This window comes from Winogradskyella psychrotolerans RS-3 (assembly GCF_000427335.1).
Lineage (GTDB): Bacteria > Bacteroidota > Bacteroidia > Flavobacteriales > Flavobacteriaceae > Winogradskyella > Winogradskyella psychrotolerans.
Map to the genome: position 1 here is coordinate 40,256 of NZ_ATMR01000034.1, position 15,888 is coordinate 56,143.

Consider the following 15,888-nt stretch of genomic DNA (forward strand, 5'->3'; position numbering starts at 1 on the left):
CATTGAAAATGAAGGCTTTTTTAATATTTATTTTAAAAGTTTACTGTAATAAACTATATACAAACTCAGGATGACCACGTTCTCCTTCAGCGTTAGTTAAGGCTAAGAATTTCAATTTGTAAAGATTACCATCTGTATCATTAATTATATAAAAGACGTTATCTTTAAGAGAAGGTAATGAACCTGGTCCGCCACCATTTCTCCAGCTGCTTCCTACACTTCTTTGATCATTAGAAAAATTAGATGCAGCAACATCATTTATTGTGAAATTGTCATAAGATAGTTCCGTATTTTCTTCAGTATCTATCATATAAATAGCTACGTTAGCTAAGTTATTTGAAGCTACAAAGTCTCCATAGAAATAAGCACCGTAACTATCTGGTCCGGCGAAAACTTCATCGGTGAAAGTTGTAAAGTTTAAATCCCAACTTGAAGATGTTGGTTCAACGTTAACAATACTTTCTGTATTAAAGCTAAAGAATGTAAAGTTAAAGTTGCTGTCTTTAGAGATTGTGATTTCCTCATGTGTAGTGGCGTCCAAGTCGGCATATTGAATGGTGTAGTCATTCCCATTTCTTAATACTCGGATTTTTTTCCAACCTCTTTCTTCATCTTTTAAATCAACAGAACCGGTTGCAGGTATTTCTGTACCTACTTCACTACCTAGATTAATCAAATATACTTTGTTTTCAGAGTCTGTAGCAGATATGTCACTGATAGCAGTACCATATATGTTTCCGTCAAAAGCATCAACAAAAGCTAAATTTGAAGTATCAAAAATACCAACTTTAGCTAGTGGTTGTACATCTATTACTTCTTGAATTGTTGAATTTACGGCATCAATATCTGTAAATGATAATTCTGCTGCAGCCATTTCTATAGAACCATTAATAGCAACCCTGAAATCTGAACCAGAGTAAAATCCTAGGTCCCAAGAATCACGTTGCGCTGATGTCGTTGTGTTTGTACTTAAATCAATATAGACTTGGTTTTGTTGATTAGGGCCTCCAACTTCTGGAGCGATAGAAGCACCTTCAATCACAATCGTAAGCGGGCCAGAAACGTCGTCGTCGCTACTACAGCTAGAAAATGCAATAATACATAGGCATAGAGCCGTTTTTAAAAATTTATTTGTCATAATATTTAGTGTTTAAAAATTTAGGTTATATAATAGTTTTAAATAAAAAGATCTTCCGTAGCCTAACAATAAAGCATTACTGTTAGTAGAGTGTGTGCCACCAGTGGCAGCATTGTTAACGTTTACATTGGTGACATCTAATAGGTTTCGTGCACCAAGCGTAACTTTAATTTTATTGTCTAAAAATGATTTTTTGATAGAGGCGTCTAACCAACTGTAAGCATCCGTTGTCGCTTTTGAGAATGTTGAATTACCATCCGTATCAGATCCAGATGCTAGGTATTGTTCTTGCTCTCCGTTGTATTTTAATAATAAGGTGAATGACGTATCCCAAGGCTCCACAAAATAGGATGTACTTGTATTCACTTGAAAATTGTACAGAAAATCATCAGTGCCATTAACTTCATTACTATTGATTCTAGAAATACCTTGAAACGTTGCGCCTAAGTTGAATGATAACTTATCTAACTTCAACGAGTTTTCTAATGAAAGACTCCACAGTTTAAATTTATCAATGTTTATAAATTGATATCGCAATGGACTGGTATTAACAACAGCCAGATCAATTCTATCTGAAACATCTACATAACTTAATTTTAAGTTGTTGACTAGAGAAAGCTCATTAAACCAACTTCTCTTTTTTAGATTCACAAAGGCTGAAAATCCATTCTCTGGATTTAAGTTTTCATTACCCTGAACATCATGATTAGAATCTACAAAATAGTAGTATAACTCTTCAAAATTAGGCGTTCTATAAGAGGTGCCAACGTTGGCTCTAAGTTCAAAACCATGATCCATTAAATAACGCGCACTTAAAGAGCCCATTAATTTCGATTTAAAAAGTGAGTTATATTCATAACGTACACCAGGTCGTAAAGAGAATGCATTGGATAAGTTTAATTCGGAAGACCCAAAAATGGCTGAATTAGTCTGCTTATTGGTTTTATCTTGTTGGGTAAGATCACCTGAAGCTTGTGTGTCAAAGCCTTCAATATAGCGCGCTTCATAACCGAGTTGGAAATTATAAAAATCACTTTTCACTAAGTTGTCTATAGTTCCTTTAGAAAAGAAGACTTTACTAGATTGGTAGGTTTCATCCGTTTCATTGCTGCGTTCTTTACTTAAAATGAAATAGTTAAATTCGTTTAAGTCGCGTTCTTGTTGTTGGTAGGAGAGTGCTACGTTATAGTTAGCTCCAGAATTTAGGTTACCATCAATATTAAGATTGTTGACAAATCGGTTGGTGGTAAATATGCGATCTGTAGCAGATGGATTACTCGTTTGATTTTGAGTATCAATATTCGCTCTTACGGCGGCATCATAGTAATTAATTTGCTCGTTAAAGTATTCAAACTTGTATAGTACTCTAAAATTATTGCCTTTATAATTAATTAAAGCATTGGTGTTTAATTGCTGTTTTGGTAACCATTCGTAGCCTCTAAGACCATCATTTTGGTAATAATCTTGTCCTTGGCGCTGGTTGAAAAAACCTGCGAAATCATTTCGGTTAGCTCCAATTTTAGCCATCCATTTCTCATTAATATTATGAGCCACGCTAAGAGATTGTATATGCCTACCTTCATCAAACAAAGCATACTCATCACTTACGGTTTCTTCTTGTAAATAGGCTCGAATGTTCCATGTGTTAGCAATAGACTTTTTGGTAATGATATTAATCACTCCAGAAACAGCATTCGCACCAAATTCCACTCCCATTGCGCCTTCAACAATCTCAATACGTTCAATATCATCGAGATTAATTTGAGTTAAATCAATGTCATTCCCTAAACCATTATCACTAACCATGGGGATGTTATCCACTAAAATATTGAAATATTGCGAGTCCAATCCAAAGAACGAAATCGTAGATCGTCCTGTTTGAGCATTAGGAATTATAGTAAGATTAAGGTTGAAATTTAATAAATCGGCCAGATTGTTAGCGGCAACTTGTTCAATCTGAGTTCTATTAATAACAATGACATTATGTACGGACTTTTTAATTGAGGTTGGATTATACTGACCAGTAACAACGACTTCATCTAAAGGTTTAACTGTAACACTGTCCGTTGGTATTTTACTTTTCTGAGCAAAAGACCACGAAAAGAAAATAATTGAAAAATAAATTGAGATTTTATTTTTATTTAGACTCATTCTTGATAAATTTGTCGCAAATATAGAATCTTATTTTAATTCATTCTAAATAAGAATAGTTTTTTTTGAATAATTTTAAAACACATTATTTATCTTTTAAATATGAAAAAAGTAGTACCAGTTTTAGCCATTGTATTAGCATTTACTTTGAGCAGTAACGCACAAAAAAAGAAGACTCTAGATCAGGAAGCCATTAAAGATATGTGTGGTTGTTTTGAAGTAACGTTCAATTTTACTGAAACCTTCAACTATAGTAATGATTCGCTTTATAGACCTTCAGAAACCAAAGTTGATAAAGGTTTAGAGTACGCTTTTGCTATAGAAGATGAAGATGATAAAATTTCAATTCAACATTTATTACAAGTTGGACGACCTGATAGTCCACATATTGTAAAACACTGGAGACAAGATTGGTTATTTCAAAATCAAGACTTTTATATGTATAATGGAGATAATAATTGGACCTTTGAAAAAAAATCTAAGGATGATGTAAAAGGGCAGTGGACACAGAAAGTGTTTCAAGTAGATGATAGTCCACGTTATGAAGGTTCTGGGACTTGGGTTCATGTAGATGGTAAGAATTATTGGGAAAATACAACAACAGCACCATTACCAAGACGTGAATACACCAAACGTAGCGATTACAATATTACATTAAGGGGTAACCGTCATGAGATTACTAACTATGGTTGGGCACACGACCAAGATAATGATAAAGTGTTACGAGAAACTGGAAAAGAAGATGTTATTATTGCAAAAGAAAAAGGATTTAATACTTATAAAAAAATAGATGATAGTAGATGTCAGGCCTCAATAGATTGGTGGAAAGTACAACAAGATAAGTGGGCTTCAGTGAGAGCGAAGTGGGCTGATGTTTATGGCAGAAACAAAGATTTAACTCTTAAAGAAAAAGTGGATAATAAAGTGTTGTTTAAATACTTATTAGACGACGACATCACGGCCGAAAAAGACATTAATAGTATTATAGAATCTTTTGTAAAATAGAAAATTAAAAATAAACCATTATATATATGAAAACAATTAAATCGATACTAGTCATCCTTTTTGTGGCCTTGTCTTTATCTACTTTCGCACAGAATGAAAATATCTTTTTAGACCGTGAATTTTGGGGAACTCATCCAACGGTAGAAACAGTAAAGCAGAAAATAAAAGAAGGTAATAATCCTGCTGAAGCGAATGGTGGTAATTTTGATGGAGTCGTTTATGCGACGTTGCAAGATGCACCTTTGGAGACTATTACTTACATGATTTCTCAAAAAGGAAATGACGTTAATAAATTAACACACGATGGTAGAACCTATGCGTTTTGGGCTGCTTATAAAGGCAATGTAGAATTGGTGCAATACCTTTTAGAGAATGGTGCTAAAACTAATATAACAGACGATAAAGGGAATTCTATAATCAATTTTGCTGCTGGTTCTGGTCAACAAAATACCAAAGTATATGATCTTGTGATTAAATATGGAGCAAACTTACAGAAAGATTTAAATACAGATGGAGCAAACGCTTTATTAATAGCAGCACCAAATGATCCAGATTTTAAATTGGTATCTTATTTTCAGTCTAAAGGATTAGATATTAATAGTGTGGACAGTGATGGTAATGGTATTTTTAATTACGTTACTAAAAAAGGTCAGATTGAATCATTAAATGCTTTATTAAAAAAGGAATCAAAGGAACTGATGAAGCTTTCATATTTGCCGCAAATGGAGCAAGAGGCACAACAAATGGCATTGAGGTTTATAAGTACTTAGAAAGTGTAGGTTTAAATCCGAATGTAACTAATAAGGAAGGTGAATCGGCACTACATATTTTGGCAACTAGAAGCAAAGATTTAGATATAATTAAATTTTTACTAGATAAAGGCTTAGAGGTGAGTACTAAAGATTCGAAAGGAAATAATGCCTTAATGCATGCAGCTTCAAGCAATAACTTAGAGGTCATTAAACTTTTAGCGGATAATATAAAAAGCCATGATGACATTAATAAGAAAGGCCAATCGGCTTTAACTTTAGCGGTAGGTGGTAATACTTCAGATATAGTTGAGTTTTTAATCAAAAAAGGTTATAAAACTGCTATTGTTGATACAGATGGAAATAATTTAACCTATTATTTAATCGAATCATACTCACCAAAAAACAAAGATGTATTTTCTGAAAAAATGGCATTATTAAAAGCCAATAAGGTCGACTTAACTCAAGTGCAAAAAAATGGAAATACTTGGTTTCATTTAGCAGTCGAAAAAAATAGCCTTGATTTATTAAAGTTGGCATTAAAAATGACTCAAGATATCAATGCAAAAAATAGTGAAGGAAATACCGCTTTGCACTTAGCGGCATTAAAAGCTAGTGACGATTCTATTCTTAAGTTTCTTATAGATAATGGAGCGAAGAAAAACATCGTTACAGATTTTGAAGAATCTGCTTATGATTTAGCAAAAGAAAATGAGTTGCTAAAAAAGAGTAATACCTCAATTGAATTTTTAAAATAATATAATTTTGAATATGAAGAACATACGTACAATCGCATTATTATGTGTCGTAATATTTAGTTTAGTATCATTTACTAATCCAGTAGAATCTACAAAGTACAAATGCATGATTCAAATGACCAACTATACAGGTGAAGGAGCCTATATTGTCATTTCATTATTGAATCCTGAAGGTGAGTATGTAGAAACCTTAAACGTTATTGGCGACGACGACGAATGGTATAATACCGTAGAGTCTTGGTGGGATTTTTACGGCAAAAAGCGTAACGATATTGATGCTATTACAGGAGCTACAGTGAGCGGAGGTGAGCGTACTATTAATGTCATTGAAATTGATAACGACAAGCTAGATAAAGGTTATAAATTAAGATTTGAAACAGCTGTTGAAGATCAAGACTATTACGAAAGTGATGTGGAATTTGAGTTAACCTCAGAAACCATTAAGTCTAAAGTAGAAGGCCAAGGTTTTATCCGTTACATCCGAATGATGCCTCAATAAAACAGACACTATGACCATTTCCATTTGGAGATACAGTCATTTAGTTTTGGCTGTTATGTCTTCTTTGTTCATTTTAATAGCATCGGTAACAGGTGCTATTTTGGCGTTTGAACCCATTACAAATCAGTTGCAACCGTATGCTGTTTCTGGGGCAAACGACATTTCTCTTGCTGAAACCTTAAGTGTGTTGCAACAAGAATATGATGAAGTTTTTACACTCGAAATTGATAATAACGATTTTGTAAGTGCATCAGTCATTACCAAAGAAGGAGACAATGAAACCTTTTATATTAATCCCATTACAGGCGAAAAATTAGGTGATATTATAAAAAAAGCACCAATTTATGAATTCGCAACCAACCTTCACCGTTCGCTATTTTTAAAAACAACAGGTCGTGTTTTAATAGGGGTCGTATCCTTTTTGTTATTTCTGATTTCAGTAACAGGAATTCAACTCATATTAAAACGTCAAGGTGGTATCAAACGTTTCTTTTCTAAAGTGGTTAGAGAAAACTTTGATCAGTATTACCATGTCGTTATTGGTCGATATACCTTGATTCCTATTGTGATTATTACACTGACAGGTGTGTTTCTATCGCTTGAAAAATTTGATTTACTTCCAAATTCTAAAATTTCACATAATTATCCTGAGCAAGATGACGTTGAACACAAATTAGACATCATAGAGTTTCAAACATTTAAAGACATAAAACTTGAAGATGTAAACTATGTTGAATTTCCATTTTCAGATGATATTGAAGATTATTTCACCGTTAAGTTATCTGACAAAGAAATTTTAGTCAATCAATATACAGGAGCCATCGTCAGTAATCAAACCACCTCGCTTGTAGCATTAGCGTCTAATTGGAGCTTAATTCTGCATACAGGTCAAGGGACGATTATTTGGTCAGTCGTATTGTTCTTAGCGAGTTTGGCCGTTTTATTCTTTATGTATTCTGGCTTTGCCATGACGTTGAAACGACGAAAAGAAACAGCGAAAATTAAGAATAAATTCAAAAAAGATGAGGCAGACTATATCATTTTAGTTGGTTCTGAAACCGGCAATACCTTTAATTCTGCCAAGCTATTTTATAACGCTTTAATCGCAGAAGGTCATTCGGTTTTTATTACAGCTTTAAACGCGTATTCAGAATATAAAAAGGTTAAACATGTCATCGTTTTTGCCTCGACTTATGGCGAAGGTGAAGTTCCAACAAGTGCTTCAAATTTCGAAAAGTTATTTCAAAAAGTACAGCAGAAGCAAACGATTAAGTATGCTGTTGTTGGTTTTGGATCGCTAATGTATCCTGACTATTGTAAATATGCCATAGAAGTCGATGAGATGTTTCAAAAGCAAGACAATTTTGAGGAACACCTTCCGCTTTTCAAAATTAACAATCAATCGTTTGAAGCTTTTAAAACGTGGATTAAGCAATGGAATGAGCACACTAATCACGATTTAAAAATTAAGTTTCAAAAACCTCAAGTCAATTTAAAAAATTAAAGGAGTTTAAGGTTATTAATAAATCAGAGCCTAATAATGACGATTCATTTTTAGTGCAATTACGACCTCAAAAAAAGTAAAATTTGAGTCTGGTGATTTATTGTCTTTATATCCGGAAGCCGATTTTATTGAACGCCAATATTCCATTGGGAAGTTTGAAGAGGATATCATATTGAGCATTAAAAAGCATGAATTTGGAGTCTGCTCTAATTATTTTAATGACTTAAAAGTCAACGAAATTGTTAAGGCGCAAGTTAAACGAAACTTAGATTTTCATTTTCCAACGGATGTAAAAGACGTAGTGATGATAGCCAACGGCACAGGAATCGCACCGTTTTTGGGAATGATTAATGATAATCAAAGTAAAATAAAAACCCACTTATTTTGGGGAGGACGTACACAAGATTCTCTTAGTATTTATGAGAACATTATAGATTCTGCATTTAGTAAAAAGACCTTATCTAGTTTTCATATTGCGTATTCGCAAGAGCAGAAAGATAAAATTTACGTTCAAGATTTAATTTTAGAGCATCAAGACTTGTTAAGTGGTGTATTAAATACTAATGGAGTCATAATGATTTGTGGTTCTGTAGCCATGCAAAATCGCGTTTTAGAAGTGTTGCATACCATCACTACAACACACTTAGACAAACCGTTAAGTGCTTTTGAAAACAATGATCAGCTTAAAATGGATTGTTATTGATTATTAATAGATTGTTAAGTGTTGCAAATAGCCTTTCAATATGTTATAATTTGTCAATATTAATTGTACTTTTGCGTGCAATTAAATTTTAATTGCCATGACAGCACACGAAAATAAAATTGTTGGAGAAGGTCTTACTTACGATGACGTACTCTTAGTTCCAGCATTTTCAGAAGTTCTTCCTCGCGAAGTCAATATTCAAACTAAATTTACACGAAATATAACCATTAACATTCCTGTGATTTCCGCGGCTATGGATACGGTTACCGAAAGTAAAATGGCGATTGCCATGGCGCAAGAAGGCGGAATTGGCGTGTTGCACAAAAACATGACGATTGAGCAGCAAGCTGATAAAGTACGAAAAGTAAAGCGTGCTGAAAGCGGTATGATTATCGATCCTGTGACCTTACCATTAACTGCTACTGTTTTTGATGCCAAGTCTAATATGGCCGAGCATGGTATTGGTGGAATTCCAATCGTTGATGACAACGGAATCTTAAAAGGCATTGTTACAAACAGAGATTTACGTTTTGAGCACGAAAGCAAGAAAGCCATCGTTGATGTTATGACTAAAGAAAATTTAGTCACTGCAGCTGTTGGAACCTCTTTAAAAGATGCTGAAAAAATTCTTCAACAAAACAAAATTGAAAAATTATTAATTGTTGATGATAACTATAAACTAAAAGGCCTAATTACGTTTAGAGATATCACTAAGGTGACTCAAAAGCCTAATGCAAATAAAGATTCTTATGGAAGATTGCGTGTTGCAGCGGCTATTGGTGTTACCGCAGATGCAGTAGAACGTGCTTCTGCATTAGTAAATGCAGGTGTTGATGCGGTAATTATAGATACAGCTCATGGTCATACCAAAGGTGTGGTTTTGGTTTTAAAAGAGATTAAAAAGAAGTTTCCAAAATTAGACGTTATTGTTGGTAACATTGCTACTGGTGAAGCTGCTAAATATTTAGTGGAAGCTGGAGCTGATGCCGTGAAAGTAGGAATTGGTCCTGGATCAATTTGTACAACTAGAGTAGTGGCAGGAGTTGGTTTTCCTCAGTTCTCTGCGGTTTTAGAAGTCGCTGCAGCTATTAAAGGTTCTGGAGTGCCAGTTATTGCAGATGGTGGAATTCGTTATACAGGAGATATTCCTAAAGCGATTGCTGCAGGTGCAGATACGGTAATGCTAGGTTCGCTTTTAGCAGGAACTAAAGAAAGTCCTGGTGATACGATAATCTACGAAGGACGAAAATTTAAATCGTACCGAGGCATGGGTTCTGTTGAAGCCATGAAACAAGGCAGTAAGGATCGTTATTTTCAAGATGTTGAAGATGATATTAAAAATTAGTTCCAGAAGGTATTGTTGGTCGTGTGCCATATAAAGGTGAATTAGTTGAAAGTATTCATCAATTCATCGGTGGACTTAGAGCTGGAATGGGCTATTGTGGTGCAAAAGATATTGCCACTTTAAAAGAAACCGGACGTTTTGTGAAAATTACAAGTTCTGGGATTAATGAAAGCCATCCTCATGATGTGACAATAACAAATGAGTCACCAAATTATTCAAGATAACCAAATTCCTGCGAAAGAAGGAATCTATATAAAAAACAAAAACAGCATCTTTTAAGATGCTGTTTTTTTATAACTATTATTTTAGTGTGTCCTTAGGCTTTACTAGCTTTTACCGGACAACCTATAGCTTTTGTGAAATTTGGACTTGGTTTTTCACCCTTTTCCAAAGCTTCAATAGCGTCTTTAACAAAGTTGACTTTTACATCTTCAGGTGATTTTGCATTATCGTCTACAGTACCTATATATTGTACTTTACGTTCTGCATCTAATAAGAAAACGTGAGGTGTTCTTACAGCTCCATATTGTGGATATATTTTTTGTCCTTCATCAACTAAATATGGAAATGTAAATCCTTTGTCTTCCGAACGTTTTTGCATTGCTGCGTAACCTTCTTTTTCGTTTTCAGGACTGTTTGGGTTAATCGCAATTACTGGATATCCTTTTGGTGCATATTCATTGTTCAATGCAATTAAACGGTCTTCATATAATACTGAAAATGGACATTCGTTACAGGTAAATGTCACGATATAACCTTTTGCATTTTCAATACTAGCTAAAGAAACCATTGAACCATCAACGTTCTTTAGATTAAAATCCGTAGCAACATCACCAATGTTATAACCTCCAATTTCTTCTAAAGTTTTAGTTTGTTCTGGACTACCACCTCCTTTTGGTGGTCCTTTTCTATCGCCTCCGTGTGGTGGTCCTTTTCGGTCTCCGTCATGAGGAGGGTGTTCTCCTTTATGATCTTTATGTTGATTTTCAGCAGAAGGTTCCCCTGTTGTATTTCCTTCGTTTTTACAAGATACAAGTACACTTGCTGATAAGCCAATAATGGCAATTAGGACACTAATTCTTTTCATGTTTGTTTTAATTAAGTTTATGTATTTGGTTTTCTATGTCTTCTAAATTCTCGAATGAACGTTCAAAAAATAAGCGTTCATCTTTGTTGAACATAATGGTAAATGGAATGGCTCCAGACCAATTAGGATCTATTTTGTCTATCCAAGCGTTAGCATCCGCATCATCTAATAGTACAACTTTCTGGGTTATGTTTTTTTCTTTAAGAAAGGTTTAAGTTTTGTCTCAATATCTTTTGGGAAATCTAAGCTTACCAAAATCACTTCTACATCTGGGTATTTTGCGGCAAATTCTTCAATGTATGGTAGCTCTTTAACACAAGGAGCACACCACATAGCCCAAAAATTAACGAGATAAGTTTTATCGGAATCCGTGTAAATTAGTGGTTCAAATTCACTGAAATCGTAAACGGAAATGTCTTGATTAAGGTCAACCTTTTCTTGAGTTATTCTATTTTTATCTGAGTTGGTGTTGTTACAACTCACTAAAAAACTAAAGGTAAGAAGTAGAAAAAATAAGGATACATTATTTTGTACGCGATGCTTTATTCTAAGTAAATTCAAAATTGGGTTTTTAATTATTTACGTTAGACTCAAAAAAACAGGAAAGGTTTAATTGAAAACAGTTTTTTTTATTTTAATTAAGCTAGACTAGTTAATGGCTATATTTAAATCCAAAAATAAATTGATTTTTATAAAAAAAACAAAAGCAGCACGGGAATTATGCTGCTTTTGCTAGAAGAGTTCTAGTTTAAGGTTAGGTCTACTAAAACACGTTTGAGATATTAATTAAAAGGGATTATTTCTTTAAAGGAGAATGATGTTCATGTACCATTTTCCAACCATCTTTCGTCTTTACAAATAGCAATGTTATTTGATCGTTTACGGTAACGATATCTTCTCCAAATTGCAAAACAAAATCAGAGTGGAATGTAAGATTGGCTACGTCTCCATAAACGGCAACTTGTAAGTCTTGAGCTTCAAACTTTATAACCTTAGTTACAGAACCGAATACGTTACGCTCATGAGCTTCGTTTGCTTCACCGTCATTTCTTGGTTCTCCATTTTTAAATTCGGTAAACTTTGGACCATAAGCATGAAATGAAATTAGTTTATCCATATCTCCATCCATAATACTTTGTGCAATGGCTCCAAAAGTTTCCATTACTTCTTGTTTTACCTCAGGAAACTCATCGTTAATAAGGTCTGTTTGTGCTTTACAGCTATTTAAGAATAAACCGAAAGTCAGGATTAATAATGTGAATTGTGTTTTCATAAATCGTGTATTAAGTTTTTATTTAAGTCCATTTATTTAATTTGATAGAGGAGAATGATGTTCATGTACCATTTTCCAGCCATCCGGTGTATTAACAAATAATAAAGTAATTAGATTATTGACTATATGTAGCTCTCCGTTAATCATTAAATGAAAATCTGATGTAAAGGTTAAATTAGCCACATTTCCATATACAGCAACCTTCAAAGTTCCATCTACAGGCGCAAATTTTACAACTCCTCCAGGATCTACTGTTTCGCCAAATAACATACGTTCATTCGCTTCATTACCAGCACTATCAAAAGTATGGCCATCATTGAATTCGGTAAATTTAGGGCCATACGCATGAAAAGAAATAAGTTGGTCTAAATGCATACCATTTGCTCCATTACCTGCTCCAGCAGTTATACTTTGTGCAATGGCGCCAAAGGTTTCCATGACTTGCTGTTTGGCTTCAGGAAATGTTGGGTTAATTAAATCTGGAATTTGCTCGGTTTGAACATTGTCATCATCATTTGAACACCCAACAAGAAGTAATAAGGATGTTAAGATTGCAAGTAATACTGATTTCGTTTTCATAATAATAAGTTTAAGAGGTTAATGATTTAATTTTTACCTTTAATTATATGTTTAAAAAGTATATTACGAAATTAGAGTTTTAGCTATATTGAGGCATTTACTATGCTTTCAAAAGCTTGAAGTATTTAAGAAAAGCTGAATTTTAGTTGTACTATTTATGCAAAGCTGTGATTAAATAGTTAATGAGAGTATTGTAATTTATTGTAAATTAATTACTTAGAGGTGTCGCTTGGTGGAAATCCAAATTCATCTTTAAAAGCACGACTAAACCAAGATGGATCATTAAAACCAACTTCATAAGCAACTTCAGAAACGGTTTTGTCTGTAGTTGTTAATAATTCTTTAGCATATTGCAAACGAATAGAACGAATAAAAACAGCTGTAGATTTTTCTGTAATTGCTTTTATCTTTCTATATAATTGAGATTCACTAATAACTAATTTTTTCGCTAGTTCTGCTGATCTAAAATTTGAATTATTGATTTCTGTTTGAATTAAATTTATTGCTTTTTGAAGGAATTGTAATTTAGGATCTTGAGTCTGATTTTTTAGTATGGTCTTAAATCCATCATTTTTAATTTTATGTATTAATTTTTGTCTTATAGCCACTAATTGATCTAAGCGTGTAAATAATTCTTCTTTATTAAATGGTTTTGCTAAATAGGCATCGGCACCATGAGACAACCCTGTTATACGATCTTCGGTTGTAACTTTAGCCGTTAATATTATGATGGGAATATGGTCTGAACGTTCATCTGTTTTTAATGTTGCACAAACTTCAAAACCATCCTTACCTGGCATCATAACATCACAAATAATAATATCTGGTATATTTTCTAAAGCCATCTCAATACCTTCAATACCATTTACAGCATGAATAGTTTGGTATTTATCAGTGAGACATGTTTTTAAATAGTGTGCCACATCGATATTATCTTCAATGATAAGTACTAATGGCAATTCAGAGTTAGTATCTAAAAGTTGAATCGTTTGGTTTACCGAAGTCTTAAGCGTTGGAAAGTTTGAAACATCTTCTATTTGAACTTTTGGACTCAGTGACGCCTTTCTAGTAATAGGTATTGTAACGCTAAATTCACTTCCTTTTTCTAGTGTACTTTTAACATTTATGTTTCCATTCATTAATTCAACAAGTTCTTTCGTCAAGGCTAATCCAATGCCTGTGCCTTCATGTTTTCTAATGGTGGAAGCATCTGTTTGGTAAAATCTATTAAATACATTTGGAAGATCATTTTTAGAAATACCAATACCATTATCTTTAATTTTTATAAATAAAGCATGCTGATCCTTCCGAGTTATTTCATTGATATGCACAATAATTTTACCGTGTTCTGGGGTAAATTTCACAGCATTAGAAAGTATATTAGACACAATAGATGTTAGCTTATTACTGTCAAAACCCATAATTAGGGAATCAATTTCTGAGTAGACCGTTAAACTAATTCCATTTTCTTCGGCATAAGAATTAAAACTCTCACTTATATATTTTAAGAACGGAATCACATCAGACTGCACCAATTGTAAGTCCATATTTCCGCTTTCAATTTTCGAAAGATCGAGCATTTCATTTACCAAATGCAATAGATTATCGCTATTGCGTTCAATCATTTCTAGAGATGTCTCTAAATTTTTAATGTCCTTGTTTTTTATATTCGATTTCATGGAGTCTGCCATCCCTTTAATAACAGTTAGTGGTGTTCTAAACTCATGCGTAATATTTGTGAATAAGGTATTTTTAAGTTGGTTAATTTCTTTAAGTCTTTTGCGTTCTGAAGCTGCTAATTTTCTAGATATAAAAACATAGGCTAAAGCAGATAAAAGGACAAGAAGCCCAATACCTAAAATTAAATTCTTCGCGGTGTTTTTTTATTTAGCTCTTTTTGAAACTTAGCATTTAGGAGTTCTTTTTCTTGTACTTGCGCAATACTATCTGTAGCTAATTGATTGTTGAAAATAATATTCTGAATTTCTGTCCTAGCTTTATCTTCTTTTTCATCATTTAATAGAACTTGATACTTTTCAAAATAGTTAAGCGCTATGTGATGCCGATTTAATTTTTTATTAACCTCATACAGACTTTTTAATATGCTTTTATCTAATTTCCAGTTATTGGCTTTATAAATACTTAAGCAATCGTTGCACTCAAGGTTGGCTTTTGTGTAGTTTCCTAAACCATAGTCTATTTGACATTTAAATAAACTAATATTGCTTTTATAATCTGGATGATCAATGTGTCCAATAATTGAAATATATTCAATCAAATACTTACTCGCATTATCATAGTCTTCTTCATCAATGTAAATAGAAATTAGATTATATATTCCTTTAGATCCATATATAGGATCTCCTATTTCATTCGCTAATCTAATGCCTTCTTTCCAATGAAAAAGAGATTTAGGAATATCTCCTTTTAAGCGATAAAAACCACCCAAATTACCATGTGCTCCAGAAATGCTGTACTTTATTCCATAGTCTGTACTCAGCTTTAAATGTTCTAGATGGTATTTTTCAGCCTCGTCAAAATTACCCAAAGCTCTATGAACCATGCCTAAGTGATCAAGACTCCAGCCTTCAGTGACGCTATCACCAATTTTCTTTGAAACTAGAGCTGATTTTTTTAAGACTTTATAAGCATTAGTATAATCAGAGTAATCAAGATAGGCATCTCCAAGATGGTATAATTCCTTTGCGTATAGCATGCTGTCTTTTATAGCTAGAGCTAGTTCTAGTCCTTTTTTATAGCTTTCAGTTGCTTTGTTATTATCTTCAAGTTCAAAATAGATATTACCAATTAAGGAATGTGCTTTAGCTTGAAAAGTTGAATTGTTTTTATTTTGAGCTAATTGAAGCATTTCATAACCTAAAACAAGTGCGCTATCAGTTTTAGAAAATAGATAGTAATCAGGAATTAATTGTGAGATGGCTTTGAACCGTGAAGAATCTTGAAGCTTTGTGTTAGACCATACTGATTTTAAAGAATCTCTTTGTTTCTGAGCAAAAGAAATTTCCGAAAAAATAAATGTACATATGATTACAAAAAACAGTCTCAATTTTTCTATCTAATTGAAACGAAGTTAGTT

The 15,888-nt window shown here is 33.2% G+C and carries 14 protein-coding genes and 1 pseudogene; 7 read left to right on the forward strand and 8 right to left on the reverse strand.

All coding sequences use genetic code 11. The annotated features are described in order from the left end of the window. Positions 1-40: 40 nt before the first annotated feature. Both ADIWIN_RS02535 and ADIWIN_RS02540 read right to left on the reverse strand, forming a co-directional pair. Complete coding sequence (locus ADIWIN_RS02535; protein ID WP_020894819.1) at positions 41-1,138, reverse strand: HmuY family protein; 1,098 nt, start codon at positions 1,136-1,138, stop codon at positions 41-43. Between the two features lie 12 nt (positions 1,139-1,150). Beyond that, positions 1,151-3,289, reverse strand: coding sequence for a TonB-dependent receptor plug domain-containing protein (locus tag ADIWIN_RS02540; protein WP_020894820.1), 2,139 nt, complete (start codon positions 3,287-3,289; stop codon positions 1,151-1,153). 102 nt (positions 3,290-3,391) lie between these two features. Between ADIWIN_RS02540 and ADIWIN_RS02545 the strand changes: the two genes are divergently transcribed. The 7 genes and pseudogenes from ADIWIN_RS02545 to guaB all read left to right on the forward strand — a co-directional run bounded on the left by ADIWIN_RS02545 (position 3,392) and on the right by guaB (position 10,076). Then, positions 3,392-4,294 carry a DUF6607 family protein gene (locus ADIWIN_RS02545; protein ID WP_020894821.1) on the forward strand — a complete coding sequence of 301 codons (903 nt, stop codon included), beginning with the start codon at positions 3,392-3,394 and terminating at the stop codon, positions 4,292-4,294. 26 nt (positions 4,295-4,320) lie between these two features. Beyond that, complete coding sequence (locus ADIWIN_RS21075) at positions 4,321-5,064, forward strand: ankyrin repeat domain-containing protein (protein ID WP_020894822.1); 744 nt, start codon at positions 4,321-4,323, stop codon at positions 5,062-5,064. Continuing rightward, on the forward strand, positions 5,043-5,801 hold the full coding sequence (locus tag ADIWIN_RS21080; protein ID WP_235046983.1) for an ankyrin repeat domain-containing protein: 759 nt from the start codon (positions 5,043-5,045) through the stop codon (positions 5,799-5,801). Before ADIWIN_RS21075 ends, ADIWIN_RS21080 begins: the two co-directional genes overlap by 22 nt. A gap of 13 nt (positions 5,802-5,814) precedes the next feature. Continuing rightward, complete coding sequence (locus ADIWIN_RS02555; protein ID WP_040756372.1) at positions 5,815-6,300, forward strand: DUF2271 domain-containing protein; 486 nt, start codon at positions 5,815-5,817, stop codon at positions 6,298-6,300. A gap of 10 nt (positions 6,301-6,310) precedes the next feature. Then, complete coding sequence (locus ADIWIN_RS02560; RefSeq protein ID WP_020894825.1) at positions 6,311-7,804, forward strand: PepSY-associated TM helix domain-containing protein; 1,494 nt, start codon at positions 6,311-6,313, stop codon at positions 7,802-7,804. Positions 7,805-7,904: 100 nt separating this feature from the next. Next, a complete protein-coding gene (locus ADIWIN_RS21085; protein ID WP_040756375.1) occupies positions 7,905-8,507 on the forward strand; it encodes a ferredoxin reductase domain-containing protein in 603 nt (200 codons plus the stop codon). A 97-nt stretch (positions 8,508-8,604) separates the two neighbouring features. Next, a pseudogene (gene guaB / locus ADIWIN_RS02570) lies at positions 8,605-10,076 on the forward strand (IMP dehydrogenase). Positions 10,077-10,168: 92 nt separating this feature from the next. Here the strand turns inward: guaB and ADIWIN_RS02575 are convergent. The 6 genes from ADIWIN_RS02575 to ADIWIN_RS02600 form a co-directional block, all read right to left on the reverse strand. Then, entirely contained in the window at positions 10,169-10,939 is a 771-nt protein-coding gene (locus ADIWIN_RS02575) for a thioredoxin family protein (protein ID WP_020894830.1), read from the reverse strand. Between the two features lie 186 nt (positions 10,940-11,125). Beyond that, a complete protein-coding gene (locus ADIWIN_RS21090; protein ID WP_235046973.1) occupies positions 11,126-11,500 on the reverse strand; it encodes a TlpA family protein disulfide reductase in 375 nt (124 codons plus the stop codon). Positions 11,501-11,735: 235 nt separating this feature from the next. Beyond that, on the reverse strand, positions 11,736-12,212 hold the full coding sequence (locus ADIWIN_RS02585) for a YybH family protein (RefSeq protein WP_020894832.1): 477 nt from the start codon (positions 12,210-12,212) through the stop codon (positions 11,736-11,738). Between the two features lie 36 nt (positions 12,213-12,248). Then, positions 12,249-12,791, reverse strand: a complete 543-nt coding sequence (locus ADIWIN_RS02590; protein WP_020894833.1) for a nuclear transport factor 2 family protein — start codon at positions 12,789-12,791, stop codon at positions 12,249-12,251. Between the two features lie 212 nt (positions 12,792-13,003). Then, positions 13,004-14,653 carry an ATP-binding protein gene (locus tag ADIWIN_RS02595; RefSeq protein WP_316929620.1) on the reverse strand — a complete coding sequence of 550 codons (1,650 nt, stop codon included), beginning with the start codon at positions 14,651-14,653 and terminating at the stop codon, positions 13,004-13,006. Then, entirely contained in the window at positions 14,653-15,858 is a 1,206-nt protein-coding gene (locus ADIWIN_RS02600; protein ID WP_040756377.1) for a tetratricopeptide repeat protein, read from the reverse strand. Before ADIWIN_RS02600 ends, ADIWIN_RS02595 begins: the two co-directional genes overlap by 1 nt. Positions 15,859-15,888: the final 30 nt, after the last annotated feature.

Coding starts and splice junctions, on each gene's coding strand:
- ADIWIN_RS21075 (WP_020894822.1), top strand. CDS start 4,321: ATGAAAACAATTAAATCGATACTAGTCATCCTTTTTGTGGCCTTGTCT.
- ADIWIN_RS02535 (WP_020894819.1), bottom strand. CDS start 1,138: ATGACAAATAAATTTTTAAAAACGGCTCTATGCCTATGTATTATTGCA.
- ADIWIN_RS02555 (WP_040756372.1), top strand. CDS start 5,815: ATGAAGAACATACGTACAATCGCATTATTATGTGTCGTAATATTTAGT.
- ADIWIN_RS02590 (WP_020894833.1), bottom strand. CDS start 12,791: ATGAAAACGAAATCAGTATTACTTGCAATCTTAACATCCTTATTACTT.
- ADIWIN_RS02545 (WP_020894821.1), top strand. CDS start 3,392: ATGAAAAAAGTAGTACCAGTTTTAGCCATTGTATTAGCATTTACTTTG.
- ADIWIN_RS02575 (WP_020894830.1), bottom strand. CDS start 10,939: ATGAAAAGAATTAGTGTCCTAATTGCCATTATTGGCTTATCAGCAAGT.
- ADIWIN_RS02560 (WP_020894825.1), top strand. CDS start 6,311: ATGACCATTTCCATTTGGAGATACAGTCATTTAGTTTTGGCTGTTATG.
- ADIWIN_RS02540 (WP_020894820.1), bottom strand. CDS start 3,289: ATGAGTCTAAATAAAAATAAAATCTCAATTTATTTTTCAATTATTTTC.
- ADIWIN_RS02585 (WP_020894832.1), bottom strand. CDS start 12,212: ATGAAAACACAATTCACATTATTAATCCTGACTTTCGGTTTATTCTTA.